The organism is Pedobacter sp. 01N310 (genome assembly GCF_056399805.1).
The window spans coordinates 11290-33779 of the sequence record NZ_JBFTSB010000004.1 but is presented as its reverse complement, the minus strand read 5'-3'; the positions used below and the strand labels follow the sequence as shown (position 1 = coordinate 33779).

Sequence of the window (22490 nt, the reverse complement as noted above, 5' to 3'; positions counted from 1 at the left end):
CAGAATGAGCAACAAATTTACAATATTTTAAAGGCAAACAAACTAGCTTTACTCGATTTAGAACCTTTCTAAATAACCAAAACAGCTATAAGTTAGTGTAAGTGATACACATTCGGTTTGCAGTTGGCAATTTTCAGTTTACAGTTTTTAAACCGAGAACTATTAACTGCCAATTGTGAACTGAGAACTGCCAACTGACTAGTTCCAGTCTAAAACTTTTTTCTTGATGACGTAGATAAAACCTAGCAACAAAGTACCCATGAAAATGAACATTTCGATCATTCCATCCATCCGCAATGTACGGAAATTAACTGCCCAAGGATACATAAAGATAACCTCTACATCGAACAGTACAAATAAGATGGCTACTACGAAATATTTGATAGAGAAAGGCTGACGTGCATTACCTACTGATTTAATACCGGCCTCAAAAGTTTCTAACTTATCGCTTGTTTTACGTTTTGGACCTAAAAAATGGGTAGCAACCAATGTGGTTACCACAAAACCTAAAGCAACAATTACTTGAAATATAATTGGTAAAAAATCTATAGAGGAACTCTGCGCTTGCATAATTTTTATTTTGTGATGCAAAAGTAAAAGAAAAAGGCAGAGTAACCAAACTCTGCCTTTTCTAAATTATTTAACTTTTAATTATTTGCCTTTAGCTTTTGGTTTTGCAGCAGGTGCAGGTGATTGTAACTCTTTTAATCTAGCCGCAGCGTAAGTGTCTGCAGGATCTAATGCCAGACTTTTAGTGAAAGCATCAATAGCCTTAGCTTTATCTTTATCTGAATACCAAGCGCCAATATTATTATAAGATTCTGATAAGTTAGTCTTATTTGCAGCTACTTCTTCAGGTTTTACCAAGCTAACATATTTTTCAAAGTATGGTATTCCGGTTCCTTTTGGATTAGCTTTGTCATCTACCAAATTTGCAATTCTTCCTCTTACAAAGTATCCTAAAGCAAATTCTGGAGAAACTTTAGCTAAATGGCTTAAAGCAGAGTCTGCCTCAACTAATGCAGCAGTATTAAATGGTTTTTTCTCTTTCTGAGCAATGTAAGCTTCGTAGAATCTAGTTTGACCTAAATAGTAGTAATTAGTAAGCGATCCTTTTCCGTTAGGATTATATTTAATAGCCATTTGGAAAAGTTCAGCAGATTTAGCATATTTCTTTGCTTTCATTAAAGCTAAACCAGCTTCCGCTAAAGCGTCGGCATTGTTTGAATCAATTTTAGCAGCCTCAATAATATTCTTTACCGCTAAACTATCTTGACCAGCTTGCAATTGTGACTTTCCTAAATAAAGATAATCGTTTCCTAAGATTCTAGTTTTATCCTTTTCCTTGGCAAAAAACTCAGTCATGCTGGTTAAAGCTGCTGGATAATTTTTATTCTCATAAGCAGCCCACCCTTTAAGTCTAGCTACTGTATTTGCCTTTGGATTATTTGCTGGAACTTGCAAAGAAGTGGCTACCTGCTCTAAGGTTTTGAAATCTTTTGCGTAGAATAAAAATTGAGCATAACGCAATTGAGATTCCAAAGATTTATCCGTTAAATCCATGTATTTTTTATAGTTCTCAATCCCTTTAGCTGCTTTTTCTTTATCAACACCAAAGCTACTCCACTGTAAATATAACTCACCTAACTCGCGGTAAGCAGGGCCATAGTTTGCATCAGCAGCAATTACATCTTGTAACTCTTTTTCACCTTCAGGAAAAGCCCTAGATTCTTTGTACATTTTACCAATCTGCGTTTTAGCTCTTCTATTGTTTGGATCAACATCACCAACACGCATGTATGGACCTAATGCCTCTGAATTTTTTTTCTGTAACGCATAGGCATCACCTTGTGCTAAGAAAACTTCAGCATCTTTATCTTTAGAATCTAACTCATCTGCTTTGGTAATGTTTGCTAAAGCGTTGGTAAAATCAGGTTTTGATACATCATCACTTGGTTTATCCTGTGCTAAATAGGCTTTACCGATATACAAATAAGTTTTGTAATCTTTCGGCGCCAAAGCTACTGCCTTGTCGAAATTAGTTTTAGCAGAACTTGGGTTATTAGATAACATATCTGCCTCACCTAAACCGATTAAGTTTAAGTTGTTTTTTGGATCAGCGGTAACACCTTTCGTAAATACGGCTCTAGCGGAGTCGATGTAACCGGTTTTTAAGTAAACCAAACCAAGATTGTAATAGTTATTACCATCTGATGCTTTTGAGCTCACCAATGACTTAAGCATTGATGATGCTTTCTGATACTGCTCCGCGTCGATGGCTTTTTTCGCGTCATTTAAATCTTGAGCAAAAACTGCAGAACCCATCAACACCAAACCTACATTTAAGGTTATTGCTTTCTTTAAAATTTTCATCGGATATTCTGTTTTTTTATTTAATAAAAATGAAGTGTCTCTTTAGATTTACTTCGTGGTTCAATTTATAATTTTTAATTTAATTTCCTTTTGTCAGGTTAATTTGTCTTGGCATTAATTTATGCGGGCCAAGTCCAGATTTAAGTACAATCAATTGTCCCCTCTGACTTCTTAACCATGTTGCAAATCCTGTGCCTAAACCATCTCTTCCCTCGCAATCTATAATATTTATATTTCTTAAGAAAGGATAAACACCGTTGATCAAGTTATCTTGAGTTGGTTTATAGAACTGATCGTCTCCTATCTTGCCTTTTACATTCTTTACGCCCAGCACCTTTATCTGAGAAAGGTATTCGCTCATCTCTGTATCCTTGTCCGTGATCCAATTCACGCCCAAAATACCAATAAAATCTTTATCTTCTGCAATAAGTTTAATTACTTCTTTGCTAGAATTTTTAGAGTAAACACCTGTAGCTGGAAATTGGCTGATATGGGCCAACTCTTTAAAATATTGAAAGGTACTTGAATAAGCGTTATCAAAGACCAATTTTTTATCTGACTTCTTCCCCTGTAATATATCAATCACCTCTTTAACGTTAATTGTACTATCGATATTGCCCTGATTGGTAATTAAAGCAATACCATCAATGGCAAAACGCGAAGAGTTGATTTTAATATTACGCTGGTTATAATACTTTTCTTCTGCTTTGGTTAATAACCTTGGCAAAACAATTACCCTTACACTATCATTAAGAAAGGCAGGCAATAATTTTTCTTCAGGTTTTACCGTTGTCTGAAATTTTGCATCCGGATAATCCAAACTAAAAATATCGATCTGATCCTGAACAATCGGTCCAACACTTTCATCAACCAATATTTTTAAGGTACCGCTTGTTCTGGTTTCTTTAACTGCATTGGCTTTATTTTTGCGTTTGCAGGATACAAGTAAAGCTAGTACACAAAATATTAAAAGGAAATTTTTCATTGAGCTGATTAGTCGCGCCTTCCAAGGCTTAAAAGTCTTACAAATGCATAAATAATTAAGAAGATACCGATTGCGATGCGCCCCCATTGCGGAATAGTGCTTAATCGCAGGGCAATTGGTTCGTAAAATATAAATGCAAAGCCCAATACCACATAGAAAACGAACATGACAAGGCCTAAAATGAGCAAAAACCGCTGTTTAGGCGATTTTTGCTTAAAAATATCAAAATTTAACATCTACTATTAGTTCAATGTAAAGTTAACGTTGATGTTGTATTTTACCCTTACCGGCTTACCATTCTGGATACCTGGGTTCCAACGTGGACTAGCTTTCAATACACGGATGGCTTCTTCATCAGTTCCGCTACCCAAACCACGGGTAACTGTGATATCAGTTAATTTACCATCTTTTTCAACAACGAAAGATAAAAATACTTTACCTTGAACGTTATTTTCTTGTGCCATTGGAGGGTACTTTATTGCTTTACTTAAGTATCCATAAAACTTAGAGATACCTCCTGGGAATTCTGGTTGTTTCTCGATACTAACAAAGTCGTAAACTTTATTATCATCAACCGCAACAGCAGCTTCTCTTTTTGGTCCTTCACCTACTGGTTCAGCGATAACAATATCAGCTGTTGGATCACCTTTGATATCTCTCTGCCCTGGATCTGCTTCCTTCAATTTTTCAACCGTAGGTGGTTCATCACGAACCTCGATATCTGGTTTTACAATTGGAGGTGGCATTTTCACCTGGTCAACTTTTGGTGGAGGTGGCTCTACCGGTGGTGGTGGCGGTGTTTTAGGATCTACTGGTGGTGGTGGCGCTAAAATTACTTCTTGTGCTTTTAATTGCTCATCTTCATGATCCATTGAGCCTTTAATCAGGCTATAGATTTTAGGAGAGAAAAATAACACAATAAATATAATAGAGCCGATAATTAATGCTTTTGAGGTGTTGGCACCATTGCTTTTACGCAACTGATACGCACCGTAGGTTTTGTTTTTATCCGCAAAAACCACTTCAAGCCATTCTTTTCTGAATATATCTAACTTCGACATAACTATTGGTTTTACTGATTATAAAATTCCTTTTTCTTTCATGAACTGCTTCTCATTATCAAGGATGTTATCATCGTCGATCTGACGAACCTTAACTTTAAGAATTTCCAACTCATCCATGATGTCTACAAAGTTTTGGAATGTAGAACCTGATGTTGGTTTTACCAGTACAACAAAGTCTCCAGCAACGCCTGAGGCATCAGCTGCTTTTCTATTTTTAACAATAGCATCTTCGATTTGTGAACCAGATTCTATAGTTGGTGCGCTTTCGCCAGCTACTCCCATATACCATGCTACCTTATTGCTTTTACCCAACAAAATAGTCATTGTTTTACTTGCTTTCAGCTCCAATCTGTTCTCAGGTAACTTTTCGTTTTTATCTGGCTTTGCAATATCCATCGCTTGCGGCGTAGAGATTACTGTTGTTAAGATAAAGAATGTTACCAAAAGAAACATTAGATCCACCATCGGAGTCATATCAACCCTTGGGGTGGCTTTCTTCCCGCCTGTGTTTAATTCTGCCATTTCTTATTTCTTTTTAGCTTCAGAGTTGGTAACCAATAAAAACTTGTTTACACTTTGTTTCTGAAGTACATCAATAATCTTTTTAACTACCGGATATTCTTCTTTAGCATCACCTTTAATACTGATGCGCATATCCTGATTATTAAGCTCCTTAGTTGCTCGACGGGCATTTAACACCCAATCATTTAACTGATTGTCAGTCGAATCTGAAGGTATGCCAGGTTGTACCCCTGGTTTCATACGGTCAGCACCGTTCAAGGCAATAAGAGATTTTAAACTCTGGATCGGTACACCGAAACTCCCGATATTGGAGAAACGTTGTATTTCTAACGGAGTGAACGATATTTTATACTGTTCGCCCATTAGTTCTAATGTTTTCGCTCTCACTTTTGTACCTGCTACTTCGAAGAAAACTTTACCCTGCCCGATGGTTAATATCGCATTGTTTTCTACCGGCACCTTAAACTCATATGTAGATGAAGGTGTAGAAACGGCTAGTGGTTCTGGTTGCCTCGCTGTAGCAGTTAAGATGAAGAAAGTAAGTAACAATGACGCCACATCACACATGGCGGTCATATCTGTTACTGTACTTGTTCTTTTAACTTTAATTCTAGGCATAATATTTTTTACTAGTTTTAATAATGATGATCTTTTTTCCGGTTTTCCATAAAGCCGGTAAAAATTTTTTCAAAATTCTTATTTATGCGAACTAGCGTATGTTTGAACGATGCTGAAACCAGCTTCATCGATAGCGTAAGTTAACTTGTCAATTTTAGAAGTTAATACGTTATACATGATAATTGCCACAGTAGAAACCAAGATACCTGTTGCAGTATTGATCAACGCCTCAGAGATACCTACCGCTAATGCTGACTGATCTGGTGCACCAGAGTTTGCTAAACCGGCGAATGCACGGATCATACCTGTTACTGTACCCAATAAACCTACTAATGTACCAATTGATACCAAAGTTGCAATTACAGTTAAGTTTTGCTCTAACATTGGCATTTCTAAAGCTGTAGCTTCTTCAACCTCTTTTTGGATTGCAACGATTGATTGCTCAACATCCATATTGGTATCTGCTTCAACTTCACTGTATTTTTTCAAGCCAGATTTAATTACGTTAGCAACTGAACCTTCTTGTTTATCACACTCAGCTTTTGCTGCTTCGATGTTACCTGCGCTTAATAAACCTTGTACTTTGCGAATGAAAGTATCTAAGCTAGATTTTCCACTTGCTTTACCAATAACGATGAAACGTTCGATAGAGAATACAATTACTACTAATAGTAATCCAACTAAGATCGCTACGATAGGACCTCCTTTGTAAGCTGTTCCAAGATAGTTACCAGGTAATGGTAATTTTTCTCTGTCACCATCGATAAAGTTACTTCCTTCTCCGAATACGAATCTCCAAACACAGAATCCAATGATAATACAAATTGGAATAACGAATGTTGCAAATACATTTGAAGCACTAGAAGAGCTCTCTTTTTTAACAGTTGTTGGTTTTGGTGCGTTTGCCATTTTTTTTGAAATTTTAGTTTTAGTTCTTGTTTTTAATTTTTAGCTGTTTTTTTCTTTTGTACTACACTCAACGTTTCATATCCGAAATTGTTGCGAAAAACAAATTTATAAATTGATTTTAAATTACAAATTAATAAATCAATAAGCAATTAAATCGTTACTTAGAATTTAGTTTCGGTAAATCACCTAGGGTGTATAACAAAAAAATTGCCCCAGCCGAGGCAATTCTTTCACAATAAAAACTAAAAAAAAATCGAATTGCAAATTTTTTGCTCAAAAAATGCATTTTAAAGTGCATTTAACATAATTTTAACGCTTCGTGTCTGCTTTTTGGTACTTTTGTCAGTTCGAACTGCTTGAAATTCTCTGTAAAGGCATCCGACAGTTCGAAGGCTTTCAAAAAGTATTCTTCCTGATTGCTCCATGTTTTAGAGGGGTCTAAAATTTCGTCCGGTACCCCAGGACAATTTAACGGCATCATCAATTTAAATACGTGGTGTTGCTTATATTTATTATGATCCAAGTCTCCATTTAACGCTGCCGTAATCATCGCTCTGGTATAACTTAATTTCATCCTTTTACCTACTCCGTAAGCTCCACCGCTCCAACCCGTATTTACTAACCATACGTTTACCTGGTGTTTTTCCATCTTCTCGCCCAATAGTGCGGCATATCTAGATGGGTGCAATGGCAAGAAGGCTTTACCAAAGCAAGCCGAAAACGTTAACTGAGGTTCTGTCACCCCTGTTTCTGTTCCTGCAACCTTGGCTGTATATCCGCTCATAAAGTGGAACATGGCTTGTTCTACATTCAATTTTGAAATTGGAGGCAATACGCCAAACGCATCTGCAGTTAAGAAAAAGATATTTTTCGGAACAGCCGCTATTGATGGTAAAATCGCATTGTCAATATAATCTATAGGGTAAGCCACGCGGGTATTTTCCGTTTTACTGATATTGCTATAATCAACCTCCTTTGTACCTGGAAAAAAATTAATATTCTCCAGCAACGAGCCAAATTTGATCGCCTTAAAGATCTGAGGCTCTTTCTCTTCGGTTAAGTCTACGCATTTTGCATAGCAACCGCCTTCGAAATTAAATACAGAATCTTTACCCCAGCCATGTTCATCATCACCGATCAATCCTCTTTCGGGATCGGCAGACAAGGTGGTTTTTCCAGTCCCTGACAAGCCGAAGAATATAGCGGTATCGCCATTTTTGCCCACATTGGCCGAACAGTGCATGGATAGCGTATTCTTATATACTGGCAGGATAAAGTTTAAAACAGAAAAAATTCCTTTTTTAATTTCGCCGGTATAGCCAGTTCCCCCGATCAAAATCATTTTCCTGGTGAAATTGATGATGGAGAAGTTTTCCTGTCTGGTTCCGTCAATAGCCGGATCGGCCAAAAAACCTGGCGCAGCAATGATGGTCCACTCTGGTGTGGTCCCCAAACGATCCTCTTCAGGGCGGATAAACAAATGATGAGCAAAAAGATTCTGATAAGCAGTTTCTGTAATTACCCGAATGGATATATCGTAATCCGGGTTGGCACAGGCCGAAGAATCGCGGACATAGATTTTCTTATCTTCAAGGTAATTTGTTAGCTTATAAAACAGCTGATCGAATTTCTCCGGAGAAATTCTAATGTTTACATCGCCCCACCAAACCTGATCTTCGGTTACTTCGTCGCATACAATAAAACGGTCTTTAGGAGAACGTCCGGTAAACTTTCCGGTATCAACCGCCAGCGCTCCTGAAGCAGCCAGCGTACCTTCTTTATTTAATAAGGCATCATCAATTAATTCCGTTGGAGATAATTGGTACTTTACAGCAATGTTTCCGCCTAGATTTAAATAGCTTAAATCTGGCGTTTGCAGTTTCTTTTTGCTCATAACAATAAGTTAGTTAGTACAGCAAAGGTAAATACTTATCTTCCACAAAAACTAGTTTTGAAGCGTAATTTTTTACATATTGTAGCAAATACACTATTATGTAAACATTTTATTTACAGATATTTACAAGCTATTTTACAAGGTAAAAAAAATTAAAAAATTACACTAAGTAAAATTTGTTAAACGGTTTTAGCTGGTCTAAACTTTTAATTGACAAGGCTTTAAGTTTATGACGGTTTGTTAAATGATTAAATATTGGCCACCCCGCCAGAGGAGCTATCGTGTGGACACATCTTTTTTAATCTAATTTGTTTTTAGTTCCTTATGCCTAAGGCGATCGTCATGCTGAATTTATTTCAGCATCTTTCCTGCTATTAACTGGCCTTGATCTCTTAAGAAGGCACAAATGTCATTTTTTTTCGCTCTTTGCCGCGGGGCATGGTAGTTTTTCGCAGATCATGTTATTTTTATTTGTGCTCAAGAATGCTAGCGCATTTTGGAGCGCCAAAGTACCCAAAGCGCTTTGTCAATCCAGCAAGGCGGCTCAGCACAATCCAAGCACATCAAAAAAACAGCGGCACTTCGTTTAATCAGTTTGTGTTTGTGTTTTCTTTGGGCTGATTGAGCCCTTCGGGGTTTGTGTTCAATTTTCCTAACATTTTGAAGCACCCTTTATGAACACAAAACCACTGCGTTTAAGGCTTGGTAGTACTATTTTTTCTTTTGTGCAACTGTTTTTTTGATTTCTCCGCCACTTGGGATTGACCGCGTTCTTCGGTAAAACCTTTGCTTTATTAAAGTTGGTTAGCAAAACGCATAAAAACCCAAACCAAAAGATGTGTCCACATGATAGGCCAAAGGAGGGGAATTATACGCTGGAAAGGTAACCAACTTAAATAGTACCACAACCCAAATTTAACTAAACCTGATAAAAGCGGCAGCTCCCGATCTCACCAACAACAAAACAGCACCACCATCGGGACTATAGCGGTTAGCAGGGCTGCCGTACCCGAAGAATTACGACAGCACCTTTTCTAATATTTAAAACCGCTTACCAACAACCCCACCCTGCGAGCAGCCCTCAAAGTGGGAATGATTTGGTTTCGGGTTCAGAAAATGCGGCTATCTTATCTAATTAAACGTTTTAATAGAAATTTCGAAATAAAAATCAAAAAACATTTGCATTTTAAAAAAATAATCTCCTACTTTACGGTGTACAAAGTACACAAAGACAAGATGAATTTTAACACTTCGATTATTACAACGATTATTATTACCACCGGTATAAACCAGCGGGGCTAATTTGTTGTAAATTGAAAAAACATAAAACACAGAAAGCGTCCCGATGAAAGTCGGGACGCTTTTTTTTTAAACCCATGCTGAATGAAACCTGTACGAGCAACCATGAATTATCCGCACAGCATCAAACAGTTAAAACCAATATAGACTAATGAAAGTACTCAAATTCGGCGGCACATCCGTAGGTTCGGCCGAGAACATTAAAACCCTCTTACGCCTGGTTGGCGAAGAAAAACAAAAGATCAGCCCGGTAGTTGTATTATCGGCAATGAGTGGTGTAACCAATTTGCTTACCGATATAGCCGAAATGGCCGAGCGTGGAGAAGATTACGATGCTCATTTAAAAGAAATCGAAGCAAAACACTTTGCTGTAATCCGCTCGCTTTTACCTGCGGCTGCACAAAACCCTGTGTTTACACGTTTAAAGATCTTTTTTAACGAATTGGAAGATCTGTTACAGGCTGTGGCCAATCTGCGCGAACTGAGCTTGCAGACCAAAGATCAGATTTTAAGTTACGGCGAACGCTGCTCTACTTTTATGATCAGCCACATTGCTTCTCAAAATTTCGGCGATGCGCTTTATGTTAACGGTTCTGACCTGATTAAAACCGACAGCAACTTCGGTCAGGCGAAAGTAGATACCGAATTGACTGAAATGCTGATCAACAATTTTTACCAGGAAAATAAAGACAAAGTACTTTTTGTTACTGGGTTTATAGCAAGCAATTCAGCAGGCAGGGTAACAACTTTAGGCCGTGGTGGCTCTGATTATACCGCAGCGGTATGGGGTGCAGCCTTAAATGCCGAAGAAATAGAGATATGGACGGATGTAAACGGCATGATGACAGCTGATCCACGCATTGTGAAAAAGGCTTTCTCGTTACCGGAATTAAGCTACACCGAAGCCATGGAACTGAGTTATTTTGGGGCGAAAGTGATCTATCCGCCAACAATGATTCCTGCTTTTATGAAGAAAATCCCGATTGTGATTAAAAACACTTTCGAACCTGATTTCGCAGGAACTTATATCAAAAGCGATGTTAAAACATCAAGTTTACCCATAAAAGGAATTTCCTCTATCGATCACATCAGCATTATTAACCTAACGGGTAGTGGTATGGTAGGTAAGGCAGGTTTTAGCGGAAGATTATTCTCACTACTTTCGCGCGAACAGATCAATGTAGTATTGATTACCCAGTCTTCATCAGAACACAGCATTACTTTCGCTGTTAAACCAACGGATGCTTCACAGGCCATTTCTCTAATCAAAAAAGAGTTCGAACTGGAGTTAGACGCTAAAAAACTAGAACTTCCGGAAGTTGAAAATAACCTTTCAGTTTTGGCCATCGTTGGCGAAAACATGAAACGTACACCAGGTATGAGCGGACGTTTGTTCAGCGCTTTAGGCCGCAACGGTATCAATGTAAGGGCTATTGCTCAGGGATCTTCAGAATACAACATTTCGGTAATCATCAGCAAAGACGATTTATCGAAAGCAGTAAATGCAGTGCACGACGCTTTCTTTACCGACCTGAAAAGAACATTAAACGTTTTCTGCCTGGGCACTGGAAACATTGGCAAAACCTTGTTTAACCAACTGAAAGAACAGATGCCTTTCTTAGCGGCGAATAACGATTTACAGGTTAAGATAACGGGCATCAGCAATACACGAAAAATGATTTTCAGCCCTGATGGCCTTTCGTTAGAAAATTGGGAAACTGAATTGAATACAAATGGCGAACAGGCAGATTTAGCGGGTTTTGTTGCCAAAATGAAAGCCCTAAACTTACCAAACTGCGTTTTTGTAGACAACACCGCTGCAGAATCACCAATAGAATTTTATCAGGGCATATTCGAAAGCAGCATTTCGGTAGTAACCTGCAATAAAAAAGGAAACTCGGCAGATTACGCCCAGTATAAATCATTTAAAGATACCGCCCGCAAATTTGGTGTAGATTTTTATTACGAAACCAATGTTGGCGCAGGCCTGCCGATTATCCGCACACTGCGCGAGCTGATGATGAGTGGTGATAAGGTAGCGCGGATTGAAGCGATTTTATCAGGAACCATTTCTTACATCTTCAATAATTTTAAAGGTGATGCCGGTTTTTACGAAACTGTAAAGGAAGCTCAGGAACTTGGTTATACTGAACCAGATCCTCGCGACGACTTGAATGGAAAAGATTTTATGCGTAAAATGCTGATCCTTGCCCGTGATGCTGGTTATCCGTTAGAAGCCAGTGATGTAAAAATCGATAACATTTTGCCAGAAGCCTGCCTAAATGCTACATCGGTTGAAGATTTCTATTCAGAATTACAGGCGAATGCAGCATACTTCGAAAATTTAAAGAATACCGCAGCCAACGATGGAAAAGTTTTGCGTTACATCGGTAAGCTTGAAAATGGAAATGTAGAAATCAGCCTGCAAATGGTTGACGACAGTCATCCTTTTTATATGCTCTCGGGAAGTGATAATATTATCTCTTTTACAACCGATCGTTACAAAACCCGCCCGTTGGTAGTAAAAGGCCCTGGTGCTGGTGCAGAAGTTACCGCTGCCGGAGTTTTTGCGGATATCATTAACGTAGGTACTTTAAATAAGTAGCAAGATGAATTCGGTTTTAGACAAAAAGAACGAGATCCTTCAGCTGGTTAATCAGGCGATGATCGATTTCGAAAATATTCCGGATGAGGCCTGGAATAATAAACCGCAGCTTTTAAAATGGTCTAAAAAGGAACTGTTGGGGCATTTGGTAGATAGTGCAGTTAATAACATCCGTCGTTTGGTTGTTGGACAATACGAACAAGGGGTTAAAATTATTTATCATCAGGATGAATGGGTAAACTACCAAAACTACCAGGAGGCAGCTATTGCGGAAGTTATAATGCTTTGGAAGTTATTAAACTATCAGATTAGCCGGGTAATTGAAAATATTCCAGAGGAAAAGCTTCAAAATACCTGCGACACAGGAAAAGGGAAAATAGAAATGCACACCCTTTCTTTTTTTATCGATGATTACTTAGTGCATTTGAAATATCATTTAAACCAAATAACGCTTAACAAATAGCTAAGCCAATTAATAATGAAAAATAGTATAAAAGTTTTCGCTCCGGCAACCGTTGCAAACGTAGTTTGTGGTTTCGATGTACTGGGTTTCGCTGTAAACGAACCTGGTGATGAAGTTGAAATGCGATTTACCGATACACCTGGTGTGGTGATCAAAAGAATTACTGGTGATGATGGCCGTTTGCCTTTAGATGCAGCGAAAAATACCGTAAGTGCCAGTGTTCAACATTATTTAAAGCATATAAACCGTTTAGATGTTGGTGTAGAAATTGAACTGCACAAGAAAATGCCTATTGGCAGTGGATTGGGCTCAAGCTCGGCCAGTACAGTAGCTGGTTTATTTGCCATTAACAAATTAATGGGCGACTTATTAACCACTAAAGAGCTGGTTCCTTTTGCCATGAAAGGCGAAGAACTTGCCTGTGGCTATGGCCATGCCGATAACGTTGCCCCTGCATTGTTGGGTGGTTTTGTACTGGTGAGAAGTTACGAACCGCTTGATGTAATTTCTTTACCTACGCCTGCCGGCATGTATGCGGCAATTGTTTATCCAGAGGTAGATGTACCGACCAAAGATGCACGCCAAATGATCCGCAGTAAAGTAGCATTAAAAGATGCGGTTACCCAGTGGGGAAATGTTGCAGGTTTAGTGAGTGGATTGTTCATGAATGATTTTGATTTAATTGGAAGGAGCATGAAAGACGTTCTGGTAGAACCAACACGTTCGATCTTGATACCTGGTTTTGAAGAAATGAGAAAACTGGCGATGGAGAACGGCGCAATCGGCTTCGGAATTTCAGGCTCAGGCCCTTCTGTTTTCGCATTAACTCAAGATGAAGAAACAGCCAGAAAAATAACAAAATCGCAACAGCAACATTTGCATAAAATAAATATTAACAGCAAAGCTTTCGTATCTCCGGTTAACGCGGAAGGACCGAGAGTAATTTCTTAAGGCTGGAAGGTAGAGGTTTTAAAGGTGGAGGGCTAAGCATCCAAAACCTTCCAACCTTCAACCTTTCAACCCTCCAACCTCATTAAAAATGAAACTATACTCAACCAACAATAAAAACTTACGTGTTTCTTTCAAAGAAGCCGTTTTTAACAGCATGCCGCAGGATAAAGGCTTATATATGCCTGTTGAAATCCCACAGCTTGACCCCGAATTCATCCAGAATATAGAAAAATATTCTCTGCCTGAAATTGCTTACAAGGTAGCTTCAACTTTATTAAAAGATGAGATCCCTTCAGATGATTTAAAAGCTTTAATTGATGATGCTATTAATTTTGAAGCACCGGCTGTTAAATTAGATAACAAAACCTTTGTGCTCGAATTGTTCCACGGTCCATCTTTGGCCTTTAAAGATTTTGGCGCCCGTTTTATGAGTCGTGTGATGGCTTACTTCTTAAAAGACGGCGAACAACTTTTAGATGTTCTGGTTGCTACTTCTGGCGATACCGGTGGCGCAGTAGCTTTGGGTTTCTTGGGTGTGCCGAACACCAGAGTAACTATTCTTTACCCTGAGGGGAAAGTGAGCCCGATACAGGAACTGCAGTTAACCACCAACGGCGAAAACATCAGAGCTGTTGAAGTTAAAGGTACTTTTGATGACTGCCAGGCTTTGGTTAAACAAGCTTTTGCAGATGATGAGTTGAATGCGAAATTTAGATTGACTTCTGCCAATTCGATTAATATTTCGCGATTAATTCCGCAAACATTTTATTATTTCAATACTTACGCCCAGCTGAAAAAGCAAGGTTTTAAAGACGTGGTGTTTTCAGTACCAAGTGGAAATTTCGGAAATATTGGCGCAGGTTTACTGGCCTATAAATTAGGATTACCCGTTAAGCAGTTTATCGCTGCTACTAATGTTAACGATACCGTTCCGCGCTTTTTAGAGAGTGGCGTATATGAAGCGAAACCATCTACACAAACCTACTCGAACGCGATGGATGTAGGGGCACCAAGCAATTGGGTACGCATTATGGATCTTTTTAATCAGGATGTAGAAGCCATCAAAAAGGTGGTTACCTCTTATCGTTTTACTGATGATGAAACATTGGAAGGGATCAAAGAAATTGACAGCAAGTTAAACTATGTAGCTTGTCCGCATACCGCGATTGCCTATTTAGCAGTTGAAAAATACAGGAACGAAAATCCTGCAGACCAAAGTGCCGCAGTTTTCTTATCTACGGCACACGCTTGTAAGTTCCCTGATATTTTCCCTGCAGATATTGCAGCTAAAATCGAAATCCCTGAACAGGTAAAAGCTTTGGAAAGTAAACCAAAACATGCAGATCAGTTAGATGTGGATTTTGAAGGATTTAAAAGTTATTTGCTTAAAGGATAATAAGTATACATTGTTATTTCGAAGTCTGATCATTGTCAACTTGATTGGGAATCCTAATGCAAGTAACAGGCATTAAGATTCCCGCCTGCGCGGGAATGACGTATCTATAAAACAATGTTCCTATTTCATACTTCTCTATGCATTCCTTTTTAAGCACATCGAACAGTAAATACCGAAATACAAAGTAAACAGAGAATAAAAAAATCCCGACTTTCATCGGGATTCATTTTTACTTAGTGTTTTGCGATTTTAGTGTTTTCAGCTCGCGCTGTAGTGCTTCAATCTGCTGCTGTTGTTCCTTTATACTGGCGACCAAAAGCGGGACTAAACTCTCATAATCTACCTTGGTAATAGTAGCATTTTTAAAAGCATTTTTGCCTGATGCATAACTTTTTGCCTGTACAGAAACAATTTCAGGAAAAGCTATTTTAGCGTCAGCTCCTACAAAACCATACTGTGGTTTAGCAGATAACTTCAGTTTTTCGGCCCAGGCTTTATCATAACTAAAACTTACAGGCTGCAACTTAGTAACCTGATTTAGGGCATTTTCTACTGGTTTAACATTGTTCTGCACAACTTCTTGTGCACTGATTTTTAAAGCGGCAGCGACTAACAGCACTGCAAATGAAATTGCTCGTTTCATATATATTATTTGTAATTTTTAAAATAGAGAATTGGTTCCGTTTTTGCGAAACGGTTTAAACATTAAAGAATATGCTTATACAGAAGGTGGCGGCGTTAAAACCTCAGGGAAGTAGGCCAATTGAAGACAATAATCAGGAATAAGCACCTTTTTTGAAGTTTGAAGTGGGAAATATAACGCTCCATGAAACGCGATTTGCTGCACCGCATATTCAGTTTCTACTTTCTTTTCTTCTTTCTCTGTTGCGTCATCGTTTGTAGATAAAACTTCAACATTATTGGTAGAATAGTTTAAATACGAAACCGCATCACTTACTTTTAAGAAAAAAGCTATCGCAATGCAGGCAATAAGTACATATTTAAGGCCATCTAATTTCATTAGTGCAAAGATAAACGCTACAGCATTAAAACAATAATTTTAAGGTTAAAGTTCTGTAAGAATTTCAAGCATAGCTGTAGTAGCCAACTCAACATCAGCGGCTGAGGTCCGCCAGTTTACAAAAGCAGCACGTATTCCTTTCTTCCCGTTATAAAATGTAGGGGTCATAAAAACTTTTCCGCCCGCGTTTAACTTATTCAGGAATGTTGCAACTAAACTTTCATCTGTCAACGAAAAACAAACGGTATTTAGACGTACGGGTGCCAATAACTCGAAGTTTGGATTTTCATTAATAAAACAGGCAAACTGTAAGGCCACCTCAACATTAGTTTCTACAATTTCCTGATAACCTTGTTTTCCATAGCTTGTTAAGGTAAACCATGCAGGTAAGGTCTTTAAACGGCGGGAATTTTCTGGCAAAAAATTTAAGTAACTGAAATTTTCCATCGGATTGCCCAAATAAGCTGCATTAGAATTCTGAAAGGTTTCTACCTGTAACAATTGGTGTTTTTCTTTCACGAAAAATACTGCGTTTTCATAGGGTACATTTAGCCATTTGTGGCAATCAACCGTAATACTGTCGGCATGCTCCCATCCTTTAACAAAATGATTATATTTAGGCGAACAAGCGGCAAAGCCGCCAAAGGCTGCATCGATATGCCACCAGAAATTATATTTTTCTTTTAAGGCATTAATGGCTTCAAAATCATCAAAATCAACCGTATTTACTGTTCCGGCACTTGAGATTAAAATGAAAGGTTCGCCATTTAAGGCTTGTATTTTTAGTTCAAGGTCGGCAACATCTAGCGCTTCGCGGTTGCCCTGCATTACGTTTACCTGAATAAAATTGCCACTACCCAAGCCAAGCATCGATAAGGATTTTATGGCTGATGAGTGCGGTGTAGCCGACAATACATTTACCTTACCTGATATACCTTCTCTGGCAAAATCTTTTCCAAATTGTTTGCCAATCCATTGCCTTGCAACAGCTAGGCAGGTAAAATTAGATAAGGTTGCTCCGGTTACAAAACCACCGAAAAAATCCTTGGGCAGGTTAAACAACGAAAGTAATAACTGGATGGTTTCGAGTTCGATGATAGCCGAAACGTCGCCGTTACCTTTTGCGCTTTGTGTGTTTTGATCGTAGATAGTCGACAGCCAATCGCCAGCAATGGCAGCAGGAGTTGTTCCACCGGTTACAAAGCCCCAGTATCTTGGCCCAGATGAGGCCACCATAATAGGCTCGAAGCGTTGATTAAATTGTTTTAAGGCTTCAAGTGTACCAAAACCTTGCTCGCATAAATCCCAGACAATCTCTACTTCAGCAGAACTGGTTGTAGGCCGTTCATGAATTTGGTTTAAATAATCTATTCCCTGTTGTTTAACTTCTGTCAGTATGGCATCGAGGTTTTGTTGGTCGATATTTAGATTATTCATGATGATAATTTAAGTAACAAAAAAAATACGTCATTGCGAGGCACGAAGCAATCTTAAAGCGCTAGGTTAATTAGCGATCGTTGTAGGATTGCTTCGTGCCTCGCAATGACGACGCTTTTTAGACTAAAAAATAGCCTTAGCAATCTTTTTGGTTTGCTCTGGGCGGCCCATGGTGTAAAAGTGTAACACCGGGGCACCAAAATCAATCAATTCTTTACATTGTTTAATCATGGCTTCAGTACCAATTTCTTTTGCCTCATTATTATTTTTAGCGTGCGATAGCGCATCCGTTAACTCATCAGGCAAATCGATGTGAAATATTTTAGGCAGCACATTTAACTGAGACAAGGTACTTATAGGCTTCAAGCCTGGTATAATTGGAATATTGATATCGTTTTCCCTGCATTTTTTTACAAAATCGAAATACTTCTGGTTATCGAAAAACATCTGCGTAACAATAAACTCTGCTCCTGCTTCAACCTTCTTTTTCAGGTATTTGAAATCGGTACTCATGTTAGGCGCTTCGAAATGTTTTTCCGGATAGCCAGCCACGCCGATACAGAAATCACTTTTAAAGGTTTCTACATCTTCGTGCAAAAATTTACCTTCGTTATGGTTCTTGATGTGCTCGATCAAATCTGTAGCATAACAGTGTCCGCCGGGAGTTGGCACGAAATTCCCATCTGCCTTACGGGCATCGCCACGCAAAGCCAAAACGTTATCAATACCCAAGAACTGTAAATCGATCAATGCATTTTCGGTTTCTTCTTTGGTAAATCCACCGCAAATGAGATGCGGAACGGCATCTACTTTATATTTATGGATAATGGCCGCACAAATGGCAATGGTTCCGGGACGCTTACGATAAGATACCTTTTGTAGCAAACCATTCGCCTGTTCTTTATAAATGTAATCCTCGCGGAGCGAAGTTACATCAATAAAAGGAGGATTAAACTCTAATAATGGCTCTATCGCATCATAAATCCATTGTATACTTTGCCCTTTAATAGGCGGCAATAATTCAAAAGAGAACAAGGTTTTACCCTTTGCGTTTTTTATATGGTCTGTAATCTTCATAACCTATTTTTGGGTGTCATGCTGAGTGCTAACGAAGCATCTCTAACATTGTAGCAGTTCTTATTTCTGATGACTGCAAACATCAAAATTATATGTTCTTCGGTTTGAGATCCTTCTATTCACTCAGGACGACAAATCGAAAATATTAATAAGCTAAATTTGGACTTAACCACCGCTCCACTTCTTCAACCGGCATATTCTTTCTGATGGCGTAATCTTCAATCTGATCTTTGGTAATTTTTCCTAATCCAAAATACCTTGAATCGGGATGCGCGAAATAAAACCCACTTACCGCTGCTGTTGGATACATGGCATAACTTTCGGTTAAGTGTAACCCTATTTTATTCTCCGCATCAAGCAATTGGAATAAAGTTCCTTTTTCGGTGTGTTCCGGACAGGCAGGATAACCTGGCGCGGGACGGATACCTGCGTATTCTTCTTTAATCAATTCCTGATTGCTCAGATTTTCATCTTGTGCATAACCCCAGTATTCTTTACGTACACGTTCGTGCAAGCGTTCTGCGAAAGCTTCAGCTAAACGATCGGCCAATGCTTTAGCCATGATACTATTGTAATCATCGTAATTCGATTCGAACTCATTTACCAGGTCATCAATCCCGATACCTGCGGTTACGGCAAAACCACCAAAATAATCCTGAATACCACTTTCTTTCGGTGCAATGAAATCAGATAAAGCATAATAAGGCTGCCCATCTACTTTTTCGGCCTGCTGGCGGAGGGTATGGATAGTTACCAGTTTGGAGTTCTCAGTTTTCAGTTCTGAGTCATTTGACAGCTGATCACTGGCAACTGTCAACTGAATATCGTCTCCAACCGCATTAGCTGGCCAGAAACCGATTACGGCTCTTGCTGTTAACAGTTTTTCGTCGAGGATGCGTTTTAATAAAGTTTGTGCATCATCAAAAAGTTTCTTTGCCTCATCCCCTACATTTTTATCATCGAAAATTTTCGGATAACTGCCACGGAGCTCCCAGGTATGGAAAAACGGCGTCCAATCGATATAGGGAACCAGTTCTTCTAAGGGATAGTTATCGAAAACCCTTGTGCCTGTAAATTCCGGAACGGGTAGGTTGGGCTGAAAATCAATCTTAAATTTATTTGCACGTGCCTCTTCTAAGGTTTTAAAACGTTTATCCGATCGCTTATTTAAATGCGCTTCGCGTGCTTTATCATATTCGGCCCTGATACCTGCCACATAATCGTCTTTTGTTTCAGGATTCATCAAGGTGCTGCAAACGGTAACACTTCTGGAAGCATCCAATACGTGGATAGCAGGTCCTGAATAATTTGGCGCTACTTTTACAGCAGCATGGATTCTTGAAGTAGTGGCCCCACCGATAATTAAGGGAATGGTAAAACCTTCGCGCTCCATTTCTTTGGCAAAGTGAACCATTTCATCCAATGATGGTGTAATCAATCCACTTAAACCAATAATATCGGCTTTTATTTCTTTGGCTTTTTTGATGATTTCCTGCGCAGGAACCATCACGCCCATGTCAACAATTTCGAAGTTATTACAAGCCAATACTACACCCACAATATTTTTTCCAATATCATGCACATCGCCTTTTACGGTGGCCATTAAAACTCTTCCTGCAGATGAACTTTGATCCTGATCGGGATTATCCAGCTTTTCCTGTTCGATAAATGGCAATAAATAGGCTACGGCTTTTTTCATTACCCTTGCCGATTTTACCACTTGTGGCAAGAACATTTTTCCGGCACCGAATAAATCACCCACAATGTTCATCCCATCCATCAACGGTCCTTCGATTACCTGAATCGGGCGGGCATATTTTTGTCTGGCTTCTTCCACATCATCATCCAGGTATTCTACAATTCCCTTTACTAAAGAATGAGATAATCGCTCTTCAACAGAACCTTTTCTCCACTCTTCATCTTTAACTACCTCTTTACCTTTCGATTTTACGGTATCGGCATATTCTACCAAACGCTCTGTAGCATCGTCTCTTCGGTTTAAGAGTACATCCTCCACCCTTTCTAACAATTCGGGTGGAATTTCCTGATAAACTTCTAGCATCCCTGCATTTACGATCCCCATATCTAACCCAGCCTGAATGGCGTGATAAAGAAATGCGGAGTGCATTGCTTCGCGAACGGTATTATTTCCCCTGAAAGAGAAAGAAATATTAGAAACCCCTCCGCTCACTTTAGCATGAGGTAGGTTTTCTTTAATCCACCGTGTGGCATTTATAAAATCGACAGCATAATTATTATGTTCTTCTAATCCGGTTGCAACAGTTAAAATGTTCGGATCGAAAATAATATCCTCTGGCGGGAAACCAATTTCGTGCACCAGAATATCGTAACTTCTTTTACAGATTTCTTTTCTGCGCTCATAATTATCGGCCTGTCCTTGCTCATCAAAAGCCATTACTACTACCGCAGCACCGTATTGCATAATTTTGCGTGCACTTTCGCGGAATTTCTCCTCCCCTTCTTTTAGTGAAATAGAGTTTACAATTCCTTTTCCCTGCAAACATTTTAAGCCATTTTCAATAACCGACCATTTGGATGAATCGACCATGATGGGCAATTTGGCAATATCAGGTTCGGAGGCAATGAGATTTAAGAATTTGGTCATTGCTGCTTCCGAATCCAACATCCCCTCATCCATATTCACATCAATTACCTGCGCACCACCTTCAACCTGTTGCAGAGCAACGGCCAGTGCGGCTTCATAATCTCCACCTAAAATCAGTTTAGAGAATTTGGGAGATCCGGTAATATTTGTTCTTTCACCAATATTTACAAAAATGCTTTCTGGGGTGATGGTTACAGGCTCAAGCCCACTTAAACGCATGTAAGGCTCCAATACAGGTATTTTACGGGGTTCTGCTTTTCGGGCATTTTTGGCAATACAGCCAATGTGCTCTGGCGTGGTACCACAACAGCCGCCTACAATATTCACAAAACCAGAGGCAATAAAATCGTCAACTAAATGTGCCGTTTCATGCGGCTGTTCATCATAAGCACCAAACTCGTTTGGTAAACCTGCATTTGGATAGGCCGAAACATAACAGCCAGCTTTTGCAGCAAGCTCCTCAATATGCGGACGCATTTCTTTAGCACCCAAAGCACAGTTAAAACCGATACTTAACGGTTTTGCATGCATTACAGAGTTTAAGAAAGCTTCGGCAGTTTGACCTGAAAGTGTTCTTCCAGAGGCATCGGTAATGGTACCAGAAATCATAATCTCCAGTTTACGGCCAATTACCTCTTCATATTTTTTAATGGCTACAATAGCCACTTTAGCATTTAAAGTATCGAAAATGGTTTCGATTAATAATACATCAGAACCACCATCTACCAAACCACGCACCTGCTCATAATAAGCGGCTTCGAGCTCATCAAAATAAACTGCCCTAAAACCAGGATCGTTTACATTCGGCGACATGGAAAGGGTACGGTTGGTTGGGCCAATAGCACCGGCCACAAAACATTTACGGCCTGGATTTGCAGCCATGAACACGTTTACAGCTTCTTTTGCCACCCGCGCGCCCTCAAAACTCATTTCGTAAGAAAGGTCTTCCATCTGGTAGTCGGCCATGGAAATGCGCTGTGTACTGAACGTATTGGTTTCGATAATATCGGCACCAGCGGCCAGGTACTCCAGGTGTATTGTTTTAATAATATCCGGACGTGTGATGTTGAGCAAATCATTATTGCCTTTTACATCACAGGGATGGTTTTTAAATCGCTCCCCTCTAAAATCTTCTTCGGTTAAGGTATATCGCTGAATCATGGTACCCATTGCACCATCAATCACCAAAATACGTTTTTCTAATTCTTCTCTTATGCTCATTCTTGTTGTAAGATTTGAGATATGAGATA

General features: G+C 39.1%; 17 protein-coding genes. 4 read left to right on the top strand and 13 right to left on the bottom strand.

The window, feature by feature from the left end:
* Positions 1 to 198: 198 nt before the first annotated feature.
* From AC1DNH_RS10045 to pckA, 8 genes are all read right to left on the bottom strand, one after another.
* Positions 199 to 570, bottom strand: coding sequence for an NADH-quinone oxidoreductase subunit A (locus AC1DNH_RS10045; protein WP_057931428.1), 372 nt, complete (start codon positions 568 to 570; stop codon positions 199 to 201).
* Positions 571 to 651: 81 nt separating this feature from the next.
* The gene (locus AC1DNH_RS10040; protein WP_477625359.1) at positions 652 to 2229 is read right to left on the bottom strand and encodes a tetratricopeptide repeat protein; all 1578 of its coding nucleotides are present in this window, start codon (positions 2227 to 2229) and stop codon (positions 652 to 654) included.
* 223 nt (positions 2230 to 2452) lie between these two features.
* Positions 2453 to 3358, bottom strand: coding sequence for a PstS family phosphate ABC transporter substrate-binding protein (locus AC1DNH_RS10035; protein ID WP_477607783.1), 906 nt, complete (start codon positions 3356 to 3358; stop codon positions 2453 to 2455).
* Positions 3359 to 3600: 242 nt separating this feature from the next.
* Positions 3601 to 4419 carry an energy transducer TonB gene (locus AC1DNH_RS10030; protein WP_215129967.1) on the bottom strand — a complete coding sequence of 273 codons (819 nt, stop codon included), beginning with the start codon at positions 4417 to 4419 and terminating at the stop codon, positions 3601 to 3603.
* 18 nt (positions 4420 to 4437) lie between these two features.
* Positions 4438 to 4944, bottom strand: a complete 507-nt coding sequence (locus AC1DNH_RS10025) for an ExbD/TolR family protein (protein ID WP_138819651.1) — start codon at positions 4942 to 4944, stop codon at positions 4438 to 4440.
* Between the two features lie 3 nt (positions 4945 to 4947).
* The gene (locus AC1DNH_RS10020) at positions 4948 to 5562 is read right to left on the bottom strand and encodes a biopolymer transporter ExbD (RefSeq protein ID WP_477578702.1); all 615 of its coding nucleotides are present in this window, start codon (positions 5560 to 5562) and stop codon (positions 4948 to 4950) included.
* 78 nt (positions 5563 to 5640) lie between these two features.
* Positions 5641 to 6471, bottom strand: coding sequence for a MotA/TolQ/ExbB proton channel family protein (locus AC1DNH_RS10015; protein WP_057931433.1), 831 nt, complete (start codon positions 6469 to 6471; stop codon positions 5641 to 5643).
* A 298-nt stretch (positions 6472 to 6769) separates the two neighbouring features.
* Positions 6770 to 8365: a phosphoenolpyruvate carboxykinase (ATP) gene (gene pckA, locus AC1DNH_RS10010; protein WP_477625358.1), complete on the bottom strand. Its 1596-nt coding sequence runs from the start codon at positions 8363 to 8365 to the stop codon at positions 6770 to 6772.
* Positions 8366 to 9815: 1450 nt separating this feature from the next.
* On the opposite strand from pckA, the gene thrA reads away from it, so the two are divergent.
* The 4 genes from thrA (at position 9816) to thrC (ending at position 15079) form a co-directional block, all read left to right on the top strand.
* Positions 9816 to 12269 (top strand): bifunctional aspartate kinase/homoserine dehydrogenase I, encoded by a 2454-nt coding sequence (gene thrA / locus AC1DNH_RS10005; protein WP_477578706.1) that lies wholly within the window; start codon positions 9816 to 9818, stop codon positions 12267 to 12269.
* A 4-nt stretch (positions 12270 to 12273) separates the two neighbouring features.
* Positions 12274 to 12732: a DinB family protein gene (locus tag AC1DNH_RS10000; RefSeq protein WP_477578708.1), complete on the top strand. Its 459-nt coding sequence runs from the start codon at positions 12274 to 12276 to the stop codon at positions 12730 to 12732.
* Between the two features lie 15 nt (positions 12733 to 12747).
* Entirely contained in the window at positions 12748 to 13683 is a 936-nt protein-coding gene (locus AC1DNH_RS09995) for a homoserine kinase (protein WP_477578710.1), read from the top strand.
* 88 nt (positions 13684 to 13771) lie between these two features.
* The gene (gene thrC, locus AC1DNH_RS09990; RefSeq protein WP_477625357.1) at positions 13772 to 15079 is read left to right on the top strand and encodes a threonine synthase; all 1308 of its coding nucleotides are present in this window, start codon (positions 13772 to 13774) and stop codon (positions 15077 to 15079) included.
* Positions 15080 to 15308: 229 nt separating this feature from the next.
* Here thrC and AC1DNH_RS09985 read toward each other — a convergent pair whose 3' ends face one another.
* The 5 genes from AC1DNH_RS09985 to metH all read right to left on the bottom strand — a co-directional run bounded on the left by AC1DNH_RS09985 (position 15309) and on the right by metH (position 22461).
* The gene (locus AC1DNH_RS09985) at positions 15309 to 15722 is read right to left on the bottom strand and encodes a tail fiber domain-containing protein (RefSeq protein ID WP_477578714.1); all 414 of its coding nucleotides are present in this window, start codon (positions 15720 to 15722) and stop codon (positions 15309 to 15311) included.
* Positions 15723 to 15797: 75 nt separating this feature from the next.
* Positions 15798 to 16100, bottom strand: a complete 303-nt coding sequence (locus AC1DNH_RS09980) for a hypothetical protein (RefSeq protein ID WP_477578715.1) — start codon at positions 16098 to 16100, stop codon at positions 15798 to 15800.
* 45 nt (positions 16101 to 16145) lie between these two features.
* Complete coding sequence (locus AC1DNH_RS09975) at positions 16146 to 17537, bottom strand: pyridoxal phosphate-dependent decarboxylase family protein (protein ID WP_477578717.1); 1392 nt, start codon at positions 17535 to 17537, stop codon at positions 16146 to 16148.
* A 123-nt stretch (positions 17538 to 17660) separates the two neighbouring features.
* The gene (gene metF, locus AC1DNH_RS09970; protein WP_108197393.1) at positions 17661 to 18614 is read right to left on the bottom strand and encodes a methylenetetrahydrofolate reductase [NAD(P)H]; all 954 of its coding nucleotides are present in this window, start codon (positions 18612 to 18614) and stop codon (positions 17661 to 17663) included.
* A gap of 145 nt (positions 18615 to 18759) precedes the next feature.
* Positions 18760 to 22461: a methionine synthase gene (metH, locus tag AC1DNH_RS09965; protein ID WP_477625356.1), complete on the bottom strand. Its 3702-nt coding sequence runs from the start codon at positions 22459 to 22461 to the stop codon at positions 18760 to 18762.
* Between the last annotated feature and the right edge of the window lie 29 nt (positions 22462 to 22490).

Excerpts from the sequence above, each read along its gene's own strand:
- AC1DNH_RS10045 (WP_057931428.1), bottom strand. The coding sequence starts at position 570 with ATGCAAGCGCAGAGTTCCTCTATAGATTTTTTACCAATTATATTTCAA.
- AC1DNH_RS10035 (WP_477607783.1), bottom strand. The coding sequence starts at position 3,358 with ATGAAAAATTTCCTTTTAATATTTTGTGTACTAGCTTTACTTGTATCC.
- AC1DNH_RS10030 (WP_215129967.1), bottom strand. The coding sequence starts at position 4,419 with ATGTCGAAGTTAGATATATTCAGAAAAGAATGGCTTGAAGTGGTTTTT.
- AC1DNH_RS10025 (WP_138819651.1), bottom strand. The coding sequence starts at position 4,944 with ATGGCAGAATTAAACACAGGCGGGAAGAAAGCCACCCCAAGGGTTGAT.
- AC1DNH_RS10020 (WP_477578702.1), bottom strand. The coding sequence starts at position 5,562 with ATGCCTAGAATTAAAGTTAAAAGAACAAGTACAGTAACAGATATGACC.
- AC1DNH_RS10015 (WP_057931433.1), bottom strand. The coding sequence starts at position 6,471 with ATGGCAAACGCACCAAAACCAACAACTGTTAAAAAAGAGAGCTCTTCT.
- pckA (WP_477625358.1), bottom strand. The coding sequence starts at position 8,365 with ATGAGCAAAAAGAAACTGCAAACGCCAGATTTAAGCTATTTAAATCTA.
- thrA (WP_477578706.1), top strand. The coding sequence starts at position 9,816 with ATGAAAGTACTCAAATTCGGCGGCACATCCGTAGGTTCGGCCGAGAAC.
- AC1DNH_RS10000 (WP_477578708.1), top strand. The coding sequence starts at position 12,274 with ATGAATTCGGTTTTAGACAAAAAGAACGAGATCCTTCAGCTGGTTAAT.
- AC1DNH_RS09995 (WP_477578710.1), top strand. The coding sequence starts at position 12,748 with ATGAAAAATAGTATAAAAGTTTTCGCTCCGGCAACCGTTGCAAACGTA.
- thrC (WP_477625357.1), top strand. The coding sequence starts at position 13,772 with ATGAAACTATACTCAACCAACAATAAAAACTTACGTGTTTCTTTCAAA.
- AC1DNH_RS09985 (WP_477578714.1), bottom strand. The coding sequence starts at position 15,722 with ATGAAACGAGCAATTTCATTTGCAGTGCTGTTAGTCGCTGCCGCTTTA.
- AC1DNH_RS09980 (WP_477578715.1), bottom strand. The coding sequence starts at position 16,100 with ATGAAATTAGATGGCCTTAAATATGTACTTATTGCCTGCATTGCGATA.
- AC1DNH_RS09975 (WP_477578717.1), bottom strand. The coding sequence starts at position 17,537 with ATGAATAATCTAAATATCGACCAACAAAACCTCGATGCCATACTGACA.
- metF (WP_108197393.1), bottom strand. The coding sequence starts at position 18,614 with ATGAAGATTACAGACCATATAAAAAACGCAAAGGGTAAAACCTTGTTC.
- metH (WP_477625356.1), bottom strand. The coding sequence starts at position 22,461 with ATGAGCATAAGAGAAGAATTAGAAAAACGTATTTTGGTGATTGATGGT.